Origin of the sequence: Neobacillus cucumis, assembly GCF_002860255.1 — a bacterium.
In the GTDB taxonomy this organism is placed as follows: Bacteria; Bacillota; Bacilli; order Bacillales; family Cytobacillaceae; genus Neobacillus; species Neobacillus cucumis_A.
In genome coordinates this window covers 81,129-100,537 of record NZ_PGVE01000029.1, presented here as the reverse complement: position 1 = coordinate 100,537, position 19,409 = coordinate 81,129, and the positions used below count along the sequence as shown (strand labels likewise).

The following is a 19,409-nucleotide window of genomic DNA, read 5'->3' as shown; positions in this document are numbered from 1 at the left end:
GACGACTGTACACCGAAAAAAAGAATCAGCAGAGTAGCCAATAGCCCTTCTTGACGACTGTACACCGAAAAAAAGAATCAGCAGAGTAGTCAATAACCATTCTTGGCGACTGTACATCGAAAAAATGGTTAAATAGGGGTTCTTTTTTTGCAATACATGAGTTGCCAAAAAAAGAATCGTCTATTCCACATTTTACTTCCATTAAACCTCACTAAATTTAACAATATCATTGACAATCAAATGAACATTTGAATATCATATAATCAAACGGATGTTTGAATGAATAAGAACAGGATATTTGCGGAATTTCCTGTGTAGCGAGATATCCTCTCTTTAAAACGGGTATTAAAAACTTACCACGGCTTGATTTTTATAGGGTTTATTAGATTATGATTTTTAAGAGTAAAAGAAGTAAAACATTAAGGGTGAACCTGATGGATAATAAGTGGAATAAGTGGATCTATCGACTTTGGTCCCCTGTTTATGATTCATTTTTTAATGCAGGTCCTTTTTTAAAAGCCAGGCAGAAAGTATTCAATAACCTCGACTTTCATAAGGGGGATAAAATATTGTTTGTCGTGGTCGGTACCGGGGCGGATATCTATCAAGTTCCAATGGAGTTAGTGGATATTACCGCCATTGATTATTCCGAGGAAATGCTAGCACAGGCAAAAAGAAAATTTTCGGACGCAGCTATTACTTTTCTACAAATGGATGCCCAAAACTTAACATTTTCGGATGAAGACTTTGATTATGTTATTGCAAGCTTAGTCCTATCGGTAGTCCCGGATTATGACCGAACATTTTCTGAGATGGTCCGGGTCACAAAAGCGCACGGGAAGATTATAATATTTGATAAGTTCACTTCTCAATTAACACCTTTAAAGAGGCTGATTAGACCAATGATTAAAGTCTTAGGAACAGATATCGGCCTTTCATTTGAAAAAATCTATGAGAACTACAAGGATAATAAGCTTATCATAGAAGTGAATCAGCCTATTCTGTTCGGAGAAATGTATCGAAATATAAGAATTAGAAAAAGCTAAGATAATCGTAACCTTTTCGGTTTAGAAAGAGAAAGAGCTCACTTTTAAAAGAGATCTAGGGGGGAAAAAACATGGGTCATCATCACCATCATGGACATTCACACGGCCACTCGCATGGGCATTCACATACAAGTAACAAAAAGGCCTTATTAAGTTCTTTCCTGTTAATCGCAGCCTTTATGATTGTTGAAGTCATCGGCGGAATCGTTACAAACAGCCTTGCCTTATTGTCTGATGCAGGTCATATGCTGAGCGATGCCGCTGCGCTGGGTTTAAGCTTTTTTGCCTTAAAGCTTGGGGAAAAGCAAGTCTCAAAGGAAAAAACCTATGGCTATAAACGTTTTGAAATTATCGCTGCCGCCTTGAATGGATTAACACTTGTGATTATTTCTATTTATATCCTCTTTGAGGCCTTTCATCGCTTTTTCAATCCACCGGAAGTACAAAGTAAGGGAATGCTCATCATTTCTGTTACAGGATTAGTAGTCAATATCATTGCCGCTTGGATCCTAATGAAGGGTGATAAGGAAGAAAATCTGAATGTCAGAAGTGCCTTCCTGCATGTACTTGGTGATATGCTAGGTTCGGTAGGAGCGATCGTTGCAGCCCTGTTAATTATGTTTTTAGGGTGGGGGATTGCTGATCCAATTGCAAGCTGTATTGTCGCTGTATTAATTCTCATCAGTGGATACCGGGTAACGAAAGATTCCTTCCATATCTTGATGGAGGGAGCTCCATCACAAATTGATATGGTTCAGGTAAGAAAGGTATTGTGCAAGATACCTGCTGTGAAGGAGGTCCATGATTTACACGTCTGGACGATTACTTCAGGATATCCGGTTTTAAGCTGTCATATTACGATTTATGATGATGGCGTGCATGATGAAATCTTGTCGCAGTCACAAAAAATTCTTCACGATGAATTCCATATAGAACACAGTACCATTCAGGTCGAAAAAGAAGCCAACGGGTGCCCCAGCCCGCATGGGACTTGTAATTAATAGAATTTATTCTAAAACCTTATTATCATGTAAAGAACACTTTAACACATGATAGTAAGGTTTTTTCTGTGTTTGTGGTAAAATGTTCTAGCTTGGTAAAAATCTAAACTAAATATGTATACATACTAGGGGTGTAAAAGTGTGAAGAAATCTGTGGATTCTATGGACAAGCGTTTTAAGATTGCCCATAAAGAAGCACTAATCGGCGTGATTCTCGTCATGATCAATTTTATTATTTGGTATGGTTTTGCCTACGGACTTGGTTCCGCTGACGTTAAAGATTATACCTATTTGTTTGGTCTGCCAGCTTGGTTTTTTTATAGCTGCATTCTTGGCTCCATCGTCATGATTATCCTTGTGATTTTAACAGTAAAATTCATCTTCCAGGATATCCCCTTTGATGTAAACGAGGAGGAAAACAAGTGAACTGGGCGGTTATTACACCATTAATTCTTTTCTTATTGATTATCTTTGCGGTGGGGATCTGGTCAAATAAATTTGTCCTGAAATCCAGCTCATTTCTAGAAGAATATTTTTTAGGAGAACGGCAAATGGGCGGGTTCATCCTGGCGATGACCATGGTAGCTACCTATGGAAGTGCCAGCAGTTTTATCGGCGGCCCCGGAATTGCCTATACTCAAGGGTTGGGCTGGGTTCTCCTAGCTTCAGCACAGCTGGTGACCGGCTATTTTACATTAATGGTCCTCGGGAAAAAATTTGCCATTGTGTCCCGTCAGTATAAGGCGATTACCTTAATTGATTTTCTAAAAGAACGATATAAAAGTAAAACGGTTGTTATATTGTCTGCGGCAAGCATCATTATTTTTCTTTTTTCATCGATGACAGCGCAGTGGATTGGCGGGGCGCGCCTGGTGGAATCACTGACCGGCATGCCCTATTCAACAGCTTTATTGATTTTTGCTTTTTCCGTGCTCATCTTTGTCATTGTGGGCGGCTTTCGAGCGGTCGCACTCACCGACACCATCCAAGGAGTGGTGATGTTTGTGGGAACATTAATCCTTCTGATTGCTACCATTAAAGCAGGCGGGGGGATTCCAAAAATTATCTCTGATTTAGCGGCCGAAAATCCAAACCTTATCAGTCCGTTTGGTGCTGAACACAATTTAACCCCAACCTACGTTTCTTCGTTTTGGATCCTGGTTGGGGTAGGGGTCATTGGCTTGCCTCAGATCGCGGTAAGGGCGATGTCCTATAAAAACTCGAAAGCGATGCATAATGCCATCATTATTGGAACGATTGTTGTTGGATTTATTATGCTCGGCATGCATTTAATCGGTGTATTTGCCCGCCCGGTGCTCCCTGGAGTAAAAATCGGCGATACCGTTATGCCGTTGTTATCCATGAAAGTATTGCCGCCGTTTGTTGCAGGGATTGTGCTTGCTGCTCCGATGGCTGCCATTATGTCAACGGTTGATGCTTTGCTGATTTTGGTGAGTTCCGCTTTGGTAAAGGATATCTATTTAAATTACATCAAGCCGAATGCAGCGGACAGCCAAATTAAAAAGGTAAGCTTTAGCGTAACGGCTATTATTGGCATCATCGTCATCATCCTTGCCTTAAGCCCGCCGGACTTAATCGTCTGGTTGAATCTGTTTGCTTTTGGCGGACTAGAATCCGTCTTTATTTGGCCGGTAATATTAGGCTTGTATTGGAGTAAAGGAAATAAGTACGGGGCGGTTACGTCAATGATTCTCGGTATGGGCTCTTATATTCTATTAGATCGTTTTTATCCTAATGCCTTTGGATTTCATACGGTTGTCCTGCCCATCCTTCTGTCGTTACTAGGATTTATAATTATGAGTCTTTTCATGCAGCAAAAAGCAGCGGCTAGTCTTGTGAAGGCTGGGGATTCATGATATTTTAGTTGCAATTTTTGGGATTAGTTTTTAGAATAAATTAACGAGATTTTTTTAATGAGGTGGACCCATGTTTGAGATTATTAGGATATTTTCGGCGCTTACCATGCCTGGATTACTTGTATTGCTTTTTTCTCGGGTCACTTACAATCGAGTTATCGGCCTGATTTTAACCGTCGCGCTCATTGCTGGATCGGTCTATAAAGGCTATACCGACACCTTTTACCTGATTGTTATCGATGCCTTTTCACTTACGGCTGGTTTCTGGCTGGCAGCTAAGATGAAACCACGCGCAGTTAAAAATAGCTAGAAAACTAATCATTACTTCTAAGTCTGCTGAATACCGGCAGGCTTTTTCTTTTTAAAAAGCAAATAAAGTCGAATGTTAGTTCGCATATTGTTGGTTTGTTTTTGGGTGATTGTGGTAGAATGTTAATATGCAATTTTCGAGAAACCACATACTTAGTACCATCCCGGATAATAAACAGTTTTAAAGCTTAAGAGTAATATTTTTTACGGGAGGAAATGAATTGTGAAAGATCAATTTGAATTAGTTTCAAAGTACTCACCACAAGGTGACCAGCCCGAAGCCATCCGCCAGCTAGTGGAAGGGATTAAAAACAATAAACGTCATCAAACCCTTCTCGGTGCAACCGGTACGGGTAAGACCTTTACGGTTTCAAACGTGATTAAAGAAGTCAACAAACCAACCCTTGTGATTGCCCATAACAAAACGTTAGCCGGACAGCTTTATAGTGAGTTCAAGGATTTTTTTCCGAACAATGCGGTTGAATATTTTGTCAGCTACTATGACTACTATCAGCCGGAGGCCTATGTGCCGCAGACCGATACTTTTATTGAAAAAGATGCCAGCATTAATGATGAAATAGATAAGCTGCGCCACTCGGCGACTTCCTCCTTATTTGAGCGGAAAGATGTCATCATTATTGCCAGTGTATCCTGTATCTACGGTCTCGGTTCTCCGGAAGAATACCGGGAAATGGTGGTATCCTTACGTACAGGCATGGAAATCGAACGCAATCAGCTGCTGCATCGCCTAGTGGATATACAATATGAACGTAATGATATAGATTTTAAACGGGGAACTTTCCGAGTTCGTGGGGATGTGGTGGAGATTTTCCCTGTTTCTCGTGATGAACATTGTGTTCGCGTCGAGTTTTTTGGAGATGAAATTGACCGGATCCGCGAGGTTGATGCCTTAACAGGAGAAATCATCGGTGAACGCTCCCATATCGCCATTTTCCCAGCTTCCCACTTCGTCACCCGAGAAGAGAAAATGCGAATTGCCATTGAAAATATTGAAAAAGAACTCGAGGAACGGCTTACTGAACTTAGAGACAACGATAAACTGCTTGAAGCCCAGCGGCTGGAGCAGCGCACCCGCTATGATTTAGAAATGATGCGGGAGATGGGCTTTTGCTCAGGGATTGAAAACTATTCCCGCCATCTAACCCTAAGGCCGGCAGGTTCCACTCCTTATACCTTGCTGGACTATTTTCCGGAAGATTTCCTCATCGTGATTGATGAGTCTCATGTTACCTTACCGCAAGTTAGGGGTATGTTTAATGGAGACCAGGCACGAAAGCAAGTACTAGTCGACCACGGCTTCCGTCTGCCATCGGCAAAGGATAACCGGCCGCTCACCTTTGAGGAGTTCGACAAGCATATCCACAATGCGATTTTTGTTTCGGCTACGCCAGGGCCATACGAGCTTGAGCATACGCCGGAAATGATCCAGCAAATTATCCGTCCGACCGGATTGCTCGATCCAACTCTTGAAGTCCGTCCAATCGAGGGTCAAATCGATGACCTGATTGGCGAAATTCAAGACCGAATCAAGAAAAATGAACGTGTTTTAATAACGACTTTGACGAAAAAAATGTCAGAGGATTTAACCGATTACCTCAAAGAAATCGGTATTAAAGTGCAATATTTGCATTCCGAAGTCAAGACACTCGAGCGGATTGAGATTATCCGAGAGCTCCGTCTCGGGAAATATGATGTCCTCGTAGGAATTAACCTGCTTCGTGAAGGACTCGATATTCCGGAAGTATCGCTGATCGCCATTCTCGATGCCGACAAAGAAGGCTTCCTGCGTTCTGAACGTTCATTAATTCAGACCATCGGGCGTGCTGCTCGTAATGCGAATGGTCATGTGATTATGTACGCCGATAAAATCACCAATTCCATGGAATTGGCGATTAATGAAACAAAACGGCGCCGGGCCATTCAAGAGGAGTACAACGAGAAGCATGGCATCACACCACAAACCATCCAAAAAGAAATTCGTGATGTCATTCGTGCAACACAGGCTGCGGAGGATCAGGAAGAATACAAACCAGCAGCATCCTTCGGCAAGATGTCGAAGAAGGAAAGAGAAAAATTAATTATGACCATGGAAAAAGAAATGAAAGAAGAAGCAAAGGCACTCAACTTCGAACGTGCGGCTGAGCTTCGTGATTTATTATTGGAATTGAAAGCGGAAGGATGACGGTTAAATGGCAATGGAAAAACTGATTGTGAAAGGCGCCCGCGCCCACAATTTGAAAAATATAGATGTCACCATTCCGAGAGATAAGCTTGTTGTTCTGACGGGACTTTCCGGCTCAGGGAAGTCCTCTCTCGCATTTGATACAATTTATGCAGAAGGGCAGCGCCGTTATGTGGAATCTCTGTCTGCTTATGCCCGGCAGTTCCTCGGACAGATGGATAAACCGGATGTTGATACAATCGAAGGATTATCCCCTGCGATTTCGATTGACCAAAAAACAACAAGCCGAAACCCTCGCTCAACGGTTGGGACGGTAACGGAAATCTATGATTATTTACGACTACTCTTTGCACGAGTTGGACATCCAACCTGTCCGAATCATGATATTGAAATCTCATCGCAAACAATTGAACAGATGGTCGACCGTATTCTCGGCTATCCGGAACGAACCAAAATGCAAATTCTCGCCCCTGTTGTATCAGGAAGAAAAGGGACCCATGTAAAAGTTTTTGAGGATATTAAAAAGCAAGGGTTTGTCCGTGTACGTGTGGACGGAGAAATGCTGGACCTCAGCGATGAGATAGAATTAGAGAAAAATAAGAAACATTCGATTGAAGTGGTTGTCGATCGGATTGTTGTAAAGGAAGGTATCTCTTCCCGTGTTGCTGATTCCCTTGAGACAGCATTAAAGCTTGGGGAAGGCAATGTGATTGTTGATGTCATCGGTGAGGAAGAGCTGTTGTTCAGTGAGAACCATGCCTGCCCGCTTTGTGGTTTTTCCATCGGAGAATTAGAACCGCGGATGTTTTCATTCAACAGCCCATTCGGGGCCTGCCCAGAATGTGATGGACTTGGCTCCAAGCTCGAAGTGGACCTTGACTTAGTTATCCCGAATAAGGATCTCACTTTAAAACAGCATGCGATTGCACCGTGGGAGCCAACCAGCTCACAATATTATCCGCAGCTGCTCGAAGCGGTATGTGATCACTATGGAATCGATATGAATATCCCTGTTAAGGATATCCCGGACCACCAAATGGATAAAATCCTTTATGGCTCCGGCAGAGATAAAATTTACTTCCGTTACGAGAATGATTTTGGCCAAATCCGTGAGGGGCATATTGAATTTGAAGGGGTCATGCGGAATGTTGAGCGCCGCTATAAAGAGACAAGCTCTGACTTTATCCGTGAGCAGATGGAAAAATATATGGGCCAGCAGCCGTGTCCAACTTGTAAAGGGTATCGATTGAAAAAGGAATCTATGGCTGTTTTGATTAACGGACGCCATATTTCTCAAATAACGGACCTTTCGATTGAAGAAGCCAATCAATTTTTTCAAGAGCTCAAGCTATCGGAAAAAGAAATGCAAATCGCGACGTTGATCTTCCGTGAGATTAGCGAGCGGCTTGGTTTCTTAATTAATGTCGGCTTAGACTATTTAACGCTCAGCCGGACGGCCGGAACTCTCTCCGGCGGGGAAGCCCAGCGGATTCGTTTAGCTACACAAATCGGTTCACGTTTAACGGGTGTGCTCTACATTTTGGATGAGCCGTCCATTGGTCTGCACCAGCGTGACAATGACCGCTTAATCGGTACCATGCAAAGTATGCGGGATATCGGCAACACCTTGATTGTTGTCGAGCACGATGAAGACACAATGCTTGCGGCCGATTATTTGATTGATATTGGACCTGGTGCCGGTGTCCATGGCGGGGAAGTGGTATCCGCTGGAACGCCTGCAGAAGTCATGGCTGACCAGAACTCCTTGACAGGTCAATATTTATCAGGAAAGAAATTCATCCCGCTGCCGCTTGAGCGCCGCAAGCCAGATGGCCGGTATATTGAAATCAAAGGCGCATCCGAAAATAATTTAAAAAATGTCAATGTGAAGTTCCCTCTGGGCATGTTTATTGCTGTGACCGGTGTATCTGGTTCGGGTAAAAGTACGTTGATAAATGAAATTCTTCATAAATCCTTGGCACAAAAGCTGAATCGGGCAAAAACAAAGCCAGGAGCACATAAAGCCATCAAGGGAATCGAACATTTAGAAAAGGTCATTGATATTGACCAATCCCCAATCGGCAGAACGCCGCGTTCCAATCCTGCCACATATACAGGTGTCTTTGATGACGTCCGAGATGTGTTTGCTTCGACCAATGAAGCGAAGGTACGCGGGTATAAGAAAGGCCGCTTTAGTTTTAATGTGAAGGGTGGCCGATGTGAAGCCTGCCGTGGGGACGGGATTATTAAGATTGAAATGCACTTTTTACCGGATGTGTATGTGCCATGTGAGGTCTGCCACGGCAAACGCTATAACCGCGAGACGCTTGAAGTGAAATATAAAGGGAAAAATATTTCGGATATTCTCGATATGACCGTGGAAGCAGCTGTTGAATTTTTTGAAAATATTCCTAAAATCAGCCGTAAGCTTCAGACGATTATGGATGTAGGTCTTGGGTATGTTAAGCTTGGCCAGCCGGCAACAACGCTGTCTGGGGGAGAAGCTCAGCGTGTGAAGCTTGCTTCCGAATTGCATCGCCGCTCAACTGGTAAATCATTCTATATTCTCGATGAGCCGACCACCGGGCTTCATGTGGATGACATCTCCCGCCTTCTGGTCGTCTTGCAGCGTCTTGTTGAAAATGGTGATACGGTTTTAGTCATTGAACATAATCTCGATGTCATTAAGGCTGCGGATTATATTGTCGACCTTGGTCCTGAAGGAGGAGACAAGGGTGGTACCATTTTAGTAACGGGAACACCGGAAAAAGTAGCGGAGGCTCCTGAGTCTTATACTGGGAAGTATTTAAAACCGATTCTTGAGCGGGATCGAGAGCGGATGAAACAGCAAATTGAGAATAAGAGTACGATTAAGGTATAGAAAAGAGAGTCGAAATCTCCAGGTATCTGGATGGTTTTGGCTCTTTTTTTCTTTCTGCTGGAAAAATGGGAAGGTCGCACGGAATAAATCCTGAAGTTTGCGGAATAAATCTAAAAACCTGCGGAATAAAATAGAATGTTTACGGAATAAATGGAAAATCCTACGGAATCAAGTTTAGAAAAAAGCAGCCTGCGGGAAAACAAAGAAAGTGCGCGGAATTAATTCGAAAGGGCGCCGAAAAAACGTAGTAACCCGCGGAAAAAACAAAAAAACCCGCGGAAAAAATACCAATTCGCGCGGAAATCACCCCAAAAACCGGTGGATCTCTCCATATCCCCGCCGCACTCTAAAAAAATAAAAGAAACTTTTACCTATATAAGTTCGTAATAAAGGATAGAGGTGATGAACAAATGGAATCTAGAAAAGTCCTATCCTGTTTGTGCTATCTTAGTATTTTTTTCGCCGGATTTATTTTTCCGTTCGCCGTTTATTTAGCCACGGGGGACGAAGGAACCAAAAGCCATGCCAAAAAGTCACTAATCTCACACCTAATCCCATTAATCCCGACACCGCTGATCGTGTTTGCGGTTTTCTATGACTTTACTTCACAGCAGCAAGATACCATCCCTATTTTCACAATCATCAGCATCATCGTTCTCATTCTTCTATGGCTTATTGTGATCATCTGGAACATCGTCAAAGGCGTAAAGGTATTAACAGCTGAATAAGCTGAAAGTAGGAAAAATCCATAAAACTTGAGGTGGAAAAAATGAAAGAGGAAAGAAAACGGATTTTACAAATGGTCGAGGAAGGAAAACTGAAGGTCGATGAAGCCTTAACCCTTCTCGAAGAACTTGAAAAAGCAGAACAATCGATGGAACAAAAACAAGCTCAAATTGTCAATGAACTATCAACCACGGTCCAATTTGAGGAAGCCAAAAAAGAAGAGCCCTTCCAAGCTAAATATCAATCTACAAAGGACAGAATCTTTGAATTTGTTGATCTAGCCCTGAAAAAGATTAAAGACTTGGACTTAGATTTAAACTTCGGCCAATCCGTTGATATCTCTCATATTTTTCACCAAGGGGATGCCGACATAAAAGATATTGACATTGACGTTGCAAATGGCGCAGTAAAACTCGTTGCCTGGGAACAGCCGGACATCAGGATTGAGTGTCAGGCAAAAGTATATCGGGTGGAAAACCAGGACCAAGCCCGGCAGAATTTTTTACGAGATGTTACATTTGCGGTGGAACATCAAAAATTACGGTTTATTACCCAACAGAAATGGATGAAGGTTGAAGCAGTCGTTTATGTACCAAAAACTGTCTATAATCGAGTTCGAGTTAGACTGTTTAATGGTCCGATAACAGGGGAACAAATGAATGTAGACGAACTTCGTGTAAAAACGGCCAATGGGAAAATTATCCTTGATCGATTCGCCGGCAAAAAAACAGAAATGGAAACGGCTAACGGAAAAATTAAGCTAAAAGCCAGCCAATTTGATAAAGTCGAAGCAGAAACGATTAATGGCGCCATTCAACTAGATGGAGAATTCAACAAAATCGAGATGGAGTCATTTAATGGAAATATTAGTTTAAAATTACACGGAAACCAAGCCGAATTTATTCAAGCTAAAACCGCGGCTGGAGGCATTGACCTCTATATTCCTGATGGGCTCCCGGTCAATGGGGATTTAAAGACGAATCTGGGCGGATTCCATGTCAATCTAGTCGGTATTCAGGTGCTGGAAGAAAAAAGTGAAATGATCCAAAAATCACTTCGTTTCCAATCCATTAATCATCCTGACAAATTAGCATACATTTATGCAGATACTAAGACAGGTTCAATCACCATTAATCAATCACAAGAAGAAAAGTAGGCGGATAAATGAATGAGATGGCTGTTAGGTTGTTTGATAAATGCTGTATTATTTATGGCACTGGCCGGTTATTTTCATGAAAGCTTTCAATTAACCGGTTTTGTGGCAGCACTGGAGGCGAGCGTATTATTATCCATTTTGAATGTACTCGTTCGTCCGTTTTTGATTTTACTTACCTTACCGGTGACCGTGGTAACGATGGGGCTTTTCCTATTTGTCATCAATGCCATCACGCTTGAACTAACGGATTATTTGATGGGCACAGCCTTTGAAATCAGGGGCTTTGGTATGGCACTGTTCTTTGCTGTACTGATGGCGCTCGTTAACGTCATCATTCAAAAAACACTTTTCGAGCCATCCAGAAAAGCGAAAAAATAACCAAAAAAGGTGCACTCCTTTCCCTCGGAGTACACCTTTTTCCTTTTTTAAAGGCTATTTTCGCATAAATTGTTGTTTTTCGTAAAAGTTCATCGACCCGTATAACTAATGCATCGTGGCATCTTTTCGTAAGAACATTTGCGAAAATTGCCCTGAATCTTAGTAAAGGGTCCTTTACAAGTTCCAAAAGCAACAAAATTTACGAAAAGAACCTTTTTAAAAACTATCCATTTGGTTCTTTTTCAAAAAATGCTAAAATAGGAGGTATGAATTCTTCTTATTCAAATTTTTTATAAAAATACATCCGTTTGAGGAGGAAATCTTCTTGCCAAAAGTACGTACCAAAGATATCTTGGAAAAATTTCAGCTAGAATTAATTAGTGGTGAAGAAGGCATTAACCGCCCGATTACTATGAGTGATATATCCCGTCCAGGGATTGAGATGGCCGGCTATTTCGAATTTTATCCGGCTGAACGAATTCAGCTGTTAGGAAAAACAGAATTATTCTTTTTCAGAGAACTTTCTCCAAGCGAACGCGCTTCTCGGATGGAAAAGCTCTGTACAGATATCACTCCTGCCATTATTGTTACAAGAGGACTTGATGTTCCTGAAGAGCTAATCGAGGCTTCTGAAAGAGAGTCTGTGCCTGTCTTAAGGACAAACATGGTAACGACCCGTTTCTCGAGCCATCTCACCAACTTTTTAGAAAGTAAGCTTGCCCCAACTACCGCTGTTCACGGGGTATTAGTAGATGTTTATGGTATTGGCGTGTTGATTACAGGGAAAAGCGGCGTTGGTAAAAGTGAAACCGCACTTGAACTTGTGAAGCGCGGACATCGGTTAGTTGCGGATGATTGTGTCGAGATTCGCCAGGAAGACCAAGGCACATTAGTTGGGACCTCACCGGATTTAATTGAACATTTGTTAGAGATCCGCGGGTTAGGGATTATTAATGTGATGACTTTGTTTGGAGCTGGGGCTGTCCGCAGTAACAAACGGATTACGTTGATCATGAACCTTGAGATTTGGGATGCGAAAAAGCAGTATGACCGTCTCGGTTTAGATGAGGAAAAAATAAAAATTATTGATACAGAAGTACCTAAGTTGACTGTCCCAGTGCGTCCAGGACGAAATCTCGCTGTCATTATTGAAGTAGCCGCGATGAATTTCCGTCTAAAACGAATGGGAGTGAATGCTGCCCAGCAATTTACCGACCGTCTGGCAGATGTTATTGAAGAGGGAGATCACGAGTAGGGGGAGAGATAAAAAATGAATGAAACAATCAAACCGCTTAATCCCATCGCCTTTTCCCTTGGTCCGATTGAGGTACACTGGTATGGGATTATTATCGGATCGGGTCTGGCACTTGCCTTGTACCTGGCGATTAGAGAGGCCAATCGAAGAGGATTACCAAAGGATACATTTGCTGATTTAATGCTATGGGCCATTCCGATCGCAATTATTTCAGCGCGGATTTATTATGTCATTTTTGAATGGGATTATTATTCCGCTCACCCGGCAGACATCCCGAAAATTTGGAATGGCGGGATTGCTATCCATGGAGCTTTAATTGGCTCTGTCATTACCACCCTCGTTTTTGCAAGAAAAAGAGGAATTTCCTTTTGGAAAATAGTTGATATTGCTGCTCCCAGCCTCATTTTAGGACAAGCGATTGGCCGTTGGGGGAACTTTATGAACCAGGAGGCCCACGGCGGTGAGGTTACAAGATCTTTTCTTGAAAGCTTGCACCTGCCTGAGTTTATTATTAACCAAATGTATATCCATGGGACCTATTATCACCCAACCTTTTTATATGAATCCGTATGGGATTTTGCGGGCTTTTTATTATTAATCTTCCTACGCCGCGCGAATTTCCGCCGTGGGGAACTATTTTTATCCTATGTTATCTGGTATTCGATCGGCCGCTTTTTTGTTGAGGGACTTCGAACAGATAGTTTAATGCTAGGAAGCCTTCGGATGGCCCAAACCATTTCGATTGCACTGATCGTTGCCGCCCTTGCGATTATAATTTATCGCCGGACAAAGCATCACACAGAGGCTCGCTACTTAGATCAGACCAATTAGATAGCAGACACCACGCATAGGGCTAACTAGAAGAAAGGAACTCGGGCTTATGAACAATAAAATTACAACCATACTCTTTGATTTAGACGGAACATTAATTGATACGAATGAATTAATCATTTCGACTTACTTAAACACGTTAGAAAAGTATTTTCCAAGCAAGTATAAACGCGAGGATGTGCTGCCGTTTCTCGGCCCAACACTCCATGAGGTATTTGGAAGTATGGCTCCGGAACCCGAACATGTGGAGGAAATGATTGCGGCCTATCGTGAATATAATATCTCCAAACATGACGAATTGGTAAAAGAGTTTATTGGAGTGACAGAAACAGTTCAGACGTTAAAGGAACGGGGCTATAAATTAGCTGTAGTGACAACCAAACGTCTGGATGTAACACTTAAAGGTTTACGGCTGATGAACTTGGAGCAGTATTTTGAAGTGATTGTTGCTTATGAACATGTATCTAAGACAAAACCTGATCCGGAACCAATTATGAACGCCCTTGAGCAGCTAAATTCTACTCCTTCGGAAACCATTATGGTCGGCGATAACTATCATGATATTTTAGCTGGTAAAAATGCTGGCACACGAACAGCCGGTGTTTCTTGGTCTATTAAGGGCCGTGACTATGTCGCAAGTTATGAACCGGATTACATGTTAGAGAACATGACTGACTTATTAACCGTTCTCGGAGAGTGAAAAGAATGAGAAATACGACTCGCTATCCTGTTGAGGGGGCGAATTCCTTGTGGCACGTCTATAAGACCGTGCCATTTTGGAAGGTTGTTAAGAATTTTATTGTGATTCAACTGGCACGTTACACACCATTTTTAGGTTTGAAAAACTGGTTATATCGTACATTTCTTGGTCTTAAGGTGGGGGAGCAAACTTCCTTCGCGCTGATGGTGATGCTTGATGTCATGTTTCCCGAGAAAATCAGTGTGGGCCGTAACACAGTCATCGGTTATAATACGACAATTCTCGCCCACGAGTATTTAATAAAAGAATACAGATTGGGGCATGTCGAAATTGGAAGTGAAGTGATGATTGGGGCGAATTCCACCATTCTACCTGGTATCACCATAGGGGATGGTGCCATTATCTCTGCCGGCACCTTGGTTCATAAGGACGTTCCGCCTGGATGCTTTGTTGGGGGAAACCCGATGAGGGTCATTTATACGAAAGAAGAACTAGAAAAACACTGGGAAGAGGATCCTATCTATAGATAAGTAAAAAAGTCTGGTCTTAATTGACTAGACTTTTTTACTTTGTTTGAAAAATTTTTACAAAAAATAGGTGATAAGGCACATTTTTGTTCGTGATTCGGAACGATATAATAATAGAGCATGGTAATCTATTTGATTCAGATATTTAATAGAATCGTTTTATCTATTAAAAAATTGTCGATTTTTGGATGATAGAAAAGATAGAAAGAATTTCCTCGATTTCGAGCGCCAAAATACCGGTATTTTTCTGAATCTTTTAAAAGGAGAGGGTTATCTAAAAAATTAGATAAAATGTGGAGGTCTTAGTAAGAAACATTTAAACAAAGGGGACAGGTGAAGAGGCATTATGAAAAAGAAGAATGTAAAAAGATATAGTAAAATAGCCGCTACAGCTTTGATACTCAGTACAATTGTATCACCTTCAATACCTTACAAAGCAAAGGCAGCGACAGGTAATACTGCTACTCTAAGAATCTTAGAAACTACTGATCTACATGATGCCGCAGTGGCGTATGATTACTACCAAGATACAGCCAATGGAATTAATTACGGTCTATCAAAGACAGCCACATTAATTCAGCAAGCAAGAGCAGAGGTAGATCCAAGTAACTCCATGCTGTTTGATGCCGGTGACTTACTACAAGGCAATCCGATGGCAGATTACGTGGCAAAGGTTAATCCTCTGAAAGATGACGAGGTTCACCCCATGTTTAAAGCGATGAGTCTATTAAACTATGATGGGGGGATTGTCGGAAACCATGAATTTAACTATGGTTTAGACTTTCTAGATAAGACCTTAAAACATGCTCCATATCCAATTGTCAATGCGAATATCTATAAAGATGATCATGACAATGATCCAACCAATGATCAAAATTATTTTACTCCTTATCAAATCCTTCCTAAAAAAATTAAAGACAGTAACGGTGTCGAACAAACGGTTAAAGTAGGGATTATCGGGTTTGCGCCGCCGCAAATTCTTCAATGGGATAAAGATAACCTTGAAGGAAAGGTTATTGTCAAAGATATAGTGAAAACCGCCGAAAAATATGTCCAAGAAATGAAAGATAATGGTGCAGATGTCATTGTGGCGATTGCACACTCCGGCTGTGATGTGACAAATGATGGCCAACAAGATGCAGAAAATGCCGTATTCTCATTAAGTAAAGTCGCTGGCATTGATGCCCTATTATTTGGACATGCCCACTATGCCTTCCCGGCAGGTAAAGAGTTCCACCAAGGAAGCAATCTTGCTAATCCTGATTTAACGGGCCTTGATACGACAAAAGGTACGATTAATGGCACACCTGCAGTAGAAGCAGGCTATTGGGGCAATAACCTCGGTGTCCTTGATTTAGCCTTAGTCCAAAATGCGGATGGAAAATGGACTGCGGATAAGGCTGCTTCAAAATCAGTTGATAAGCCAGTAACAGCTGCAACTACAGAAGATTCGGCTATTGTTGATGCAGTGAAAACTGAACACGAAGCAACACTTGCCTATGTGCGTGGGAAAATTGGTGAAACTAGTGCACCAATGTCCAGCTATTTCTCAAGGGTAATGGATGACCCTACCATCCAAATTGTAAACAATGCCCAAACAGATTATGTGAAAAACTGGATTAAGAAGAACCGTCCAGATCTTGAAAATGAACCAATCATTTCAGCAGGGGCACCATTCAAAGCTGGCCGGCAAGGGGCCACTGATTATACAAATATTGCAAAAGGCGACCTTTCGATTAAGAGTGCCAATGACCTTTATTTGTATAACAACACATTAAAGGCTGTAGAATTAACTGGCGCTGAAGTAAAAGAATGGTTAGAAATGTCTGCCTCACAATTCAACAGAATTGATCCAAATAATGCAAATGCCCAAGAATTAATCGATTATGGATTCCAGCCATATAATTTCGATGTCATCGATGGGGTTAAATATCAAATTGACGTCACACAGCCTGCAAGATATAACTATACAACAGGTGCTGTTTCTAACCCGGATTCTCACCGTATTATTAACTTTACAAATATGGATGGATCCGCGATTGATCCAAACCAAAAATTCATCGTTGCCACGAATAATTATCGTGCAAGCGGTGGTGGGAATTTCCCTGGAACAAAGGGTGGAAAGGCAACCGTTGTGGTTGATTCACCTTTAGAAAACCGTCAGATTCTAATGGATTATATTAAGGAACAGGGAGTTGTTAATCCAGTTGCGGATAATAACTGGAAAATTGCTCCTGTCGGTGGAGTGGCGAAGACCTTAACCTTTAAATCTTCCCCTGCAGCTAAAAACGTTTTAACAGCTGCACCAAATATTAAAGATGTTGGTACTTTATCTGATGGCTTTGAACAATACGCTCTGAATCAGGACGTTCATGTACAATTACTTGGCATCAACGACCTTCACGGTCAATTAGACTATAAAACTACGGTAGCTGGTAAACCTGCCGGTGGAATTGAATATCTAGCTGGTTACTTGAAGGAAAGAGAAGCAACCAATCCTTCTAACACCTTAATGGTACAGGCAGGAGATGCGGTTGGAGCGAGCCGTCCAGTATCAGCGCTATTACAAGATGAACCGACGATCCGTATTCTAAACGAACTTGGTTTTGATGTAGGAACAATCGGTAATCACGAATTTGACGAAGGCGTAACCGAAATGCTTCGCTTAATTAACGGCGGTGCTCATCCAAAAACGGTTGACAAGTATGGTGTTTTTGAAGGGGCAGATTTCCCTTATGTTGCGGCAAACGTTGTAAAAGAAGATACAAACGAACTAATCCTTCCACCATATACGGTCAAGGAAGTAGACGGGGTGAAAGTTGGCTTTATCGGTGTTGTCACAACGGAAACGCCAAGTATTGTCACTCCAAGTGGTGTTGCAGGAGTAAAATTCACAGACGAAGCAGAAGCAATTAATAAATATACAGCTGAATTAAAAGCTCAAGGGATTAAAGCCATTGTGGTTCTTGCGCATGATCCTGGTACTTCCGCAACAGATGGCTCTAACCCAACTGGTAAAGTAGTCGATATCGCCAAGGCGGTAGATGATGAGGTTGACGTCATTTTTGGTGCGCATGACCATAAGTATCTAAACTCAACCGTTGACGGGAAACTGCTAGTTCAATCTTATTCCTATGGAACAGCTTTCTCAGATGTCGATTTAACAATCGACCCAGTTACTCAAGATATAGTTGAGAAAAAGGCAGAAATTGTGACCACATTCCAAGATGCGGCCCATCTCGATGCTAAAATTAAAGCAGAGCTGGATCAGTATCAAGCAGATGTGGCTCCTGTCACGAATCAAGTAGTAGGGCAAGCAGCGGCACCAATTTCACGTACAACTAATGCTGCAGGGGAAGCACCTCTCGGTAACCTGATTGCCGATGGTATGAGAGCAGCAACCCATACTGATTTTGCGTTCATGAATATCGGCGGGATCCGTGACGATATTAAGGATGCTGGCGATATTACATGGGGAGAACTTTTCGCCATCCAGCCATTCGGCAATGATATCGTTTCAATGAATATCACTGGTGAGCAAGTAAGAACCTTACTAAATCAACAGTTTGCTGCTGATCGAAATCGGATTATGCAAATTTCTGGTTTGAAGTATACTTGGTCCGATAACTTGCCACTAGGACAAAAAGTCATCGATATTTATCTGCCAGATGGATCAAAAATTAATCCTAATGGTGTCTATTCTGTAACGGTCAATAACTTCATGGCAGACGGCGGAGATGGATTCGTTGTTCTTAAACAAGGAACAAACCGTGTGACTTGGTCCTCTGATCTTGATGCATTTGTCAACTATATTAAGGCATTTAACGGCAAGCCTATTTCAGCAGAAATTGAAGGCAGAATCACCATTGACAATGTAGCGCCAGCCGCTCCAACTGTGGATGAAGTAACTGATCAATCGACAAAAGTTACGGGGAATACGGAGGATGGAGCAAAAGTGGAAGTTAAAGCGGATGGTCAAGTGATTGGCACAGCCACTGCGAAAGCTGATGGAACATTTGAAATCAGCATTTCTCCTTTAAAAGCAGGAACCGAAGTAACGGTTACAGCGACAGATGTTGCCGGTAATAAGAGTGCCGAAACAAAAGTGGTTGTTAAAGATGTGACAGCTCCAAAGGCACCAAAGGTTGAACAAATCATTGCCCCAGCTAAAAGTGTTACCGGTAATGCTGAAGAGGGTTCAACCGTTAAAGTATATAATGGAAAAACACTGCTAGGCAGTGCTGTTGCCGACCAGAACAGAGTATTTACGATCTCATTCAAATCAGCTCAGACACATGATACGGTATTAACCTTTACAGCAACAGATGCAGCTGGAAATACAAGTGAAGTCACGTCCGTGAAGTTAGTAAAAAGCAATCCGAAATTCCAATAAGGTTTGCAGCAGGCACCCCTGAATGTTTTCAGGGGTGTTTTTGTGTGTAATAATAACAAATTCTGCTGATTTTCGTGAAAATTCGCGAAATTTATTGCGTACCAGAAGTGAAACTAGTTTAAAATA

General features: G+C 42.0%; 15 protein-coding genes. All 15 read left to right on the top strand.

Going from position 1 to position 19,409, the window contains the following annotated elements:
• Positions 1-434: 434 nt before the first annotated feature.
• The 15 genes from CVD27_RS06935 to CVD27_RS06865 all read left to right on the top strand — a co-directional run bounded on the left by CVD27_RS06935 (position 435) and on the right by CVD27_RS06865 (position 19,283).
• Positions 435-1,046, top strand: a complete 612-nt coding sequence (locus tag CVD27_RS06935) for a class I SAM-dependent methyltransferase (RefSeq protein WP_101647163.1) — start codon at positions 435-437, stop codon at positions 1,044-1,046.
• A gap of 71 nt (positions 1,047-1,117) precedes the next feature.
• A complete protein-coding gene (locus tag CVD27_RS06930; RefSeq protein WP_101647162.1) occupies positions 1,118-2,047 on the top strand; it encodes a cation diffusion facilitator family transporter in 930 nt (309 codons plus the stop codon).
• 162 nt (positions 2,048-2,209) lie between these two features.
• Complete coding sequence (locus tag CVD27_RS06925) at positions 2,210-2,473, top strand: YhdT family protein (protein ID WP_101647168.1); 264 nt, start codon at positions 2,210-2,212, stop codon at positions 2,471-2,473.
• Complete coding sequence (panF, locus tag CVD27_RS06920) at positions 2,470-3,924, top strand: sodium/pantothenate symporter (RefSeq protein ID WP_101647161.1); 1,455 nt, start codon at positions 2,470-2,472, stop codon at positions 3,922-3,924. Before CVD27_RS06925 ends, panF begins: the two co-directional genes overlap by 4 nt.
• A gap of 70 nt (positions 3,925-3,994) precedes the next feature.
• The gene (locus CVD27_RS06915; protein WP_101647160.1) at positions 3,995-4,234 is read left to right on the top strand and encodes a CsbA family protein; all 240 of its coding nucleotides are present in this window, start codon (positions 3,995-3,997) and stop codon (positions 4,232-4,234) included.
• 222 nt (positions 4,235-4,456) lie between these two features.
• Positions 4,457-6,436: an excinuclease ABC subunit UvrB gene (gene uvrB / locus CVD27_RS06910; RefSeq protein WP_101647159.1), complete on the top strand. Its 1,980-nt coding sequence runs from the start codon at positions 4,457-4,459 to the stop codon at positions 6,434-6,436.
• A 7-nt stretch (positions 6,437-6,443) separates the two neighbouring features.
• Positions 6,444-9,317: an excinuclease ABC subunit UvrA gene (gene uvrA, locus CVD27_RS06905; RefSeq protein ID WP_101647158.1), complete on the top strand. Its 2,874-nt coding sequence runs from the start codon at positions 6,444-6,446 to the stop codon at positions 9,315-9,317.
• Positions 9,318-9,727: 410 nt separating this feature from the next.
• Positions 9,728-10,045 carry a DUF4870 domain-containing protein gene (locus CVD27_RS06900; RefSeq protein ID WP_101647157.1) on the top strand — a complete coding sequence of 106 codons (318 nt, stop codon included), beginning with the start codon at positions 9,728-9,730 and terminating at the stop codon, positions 10,043-10,045.
• Between the two features lie 41 nt (positions 10,046-10,086).
• Entirely contained in the window at positions 10,087-11,199 is a 1,113-nt protein-coding gene (locus CVD27_RS06895; RefSeq protein WP_101647156.1) for a DUF4097 family beta strand repeat-containing protein, read from the top strand.
• Positions 11,200-11,211: 12 nt separating this feature from the next.
• Positions 11,212-11,577, top strand: a complete 366-nt coding sequence (locus tag CVD27_RS06890; protein ID WP_101647155.1) for a phage holin family protein — start codon at positions 11,212-11,214, stop codon at positions 11,575-11,577.
• A gap of 325 nt (positions 11,578-11,902) precedes the next feature.
• Positions 11,903-12,832 (top strand): HPr(Ser) kinase/phosphatase, encoded by a 930-nt coding sequence (hprK, locus tag CVD27_RS06885; protein ID WP_101647154.1) that lies wholly within the window; start codon positions 11,903-11,905, stop codon positions 12,830-12,832.
• A 15-nt stretch (positions 12,833-12,847) separates the two neighbouring features.
• A complete protein-coding gene (gene lgt / locus CVD27_RS06880) occupies positions 12,848-13,663 on the top strand; it encodes a prolipoprotein diacylglyceryl transferase (RefSeq protein ID WP_101647153.1) in 816 nt (271 codons plus the stop codon).
• 49 nt (positions 13,664-13,712) lie between these two features.
• Positions 13,713-14,363 (top strand): pyrophosphatase PpaX, encoded by a 651-nt coding sequence (ppaX, locus tag CVD27_RS06875; RefSeq protein ID WP_101647152.1) that lies wholly within the window; start codon positions 13,713-13,715, stop codon positions 14,361-14,363.
• Between the two features lie 5 nt (positions 14,364-14,368).
• Complete coding sequence (locus tag CVD27_RS06870; RefSeq protein WP_101647151.1) at positions 14,369-14,893, top strand: acyltransferase; 525 nt, start codon at positions 14,369-14,371, stop codon at positions 14,891-14,893.
• A gap of 343 nt (positions 14,894-15,236) precedes the next feature.
• A complete protein-coding gene (locus CVD27_RS06865; RefSeq protein WP_101647150.1) occupies positions 15,237-19,283 on the top strand; it encodes a bifunctional 2',3'-cyclic-nucleotide 2'-phosphodiesterase/3'-nucleotidase in 4,047 nt (1,348 codons plus the stop codon).
• The last annotated feature ends 126 nt before the right edge of the window (positions 19,284-19,409 follow it).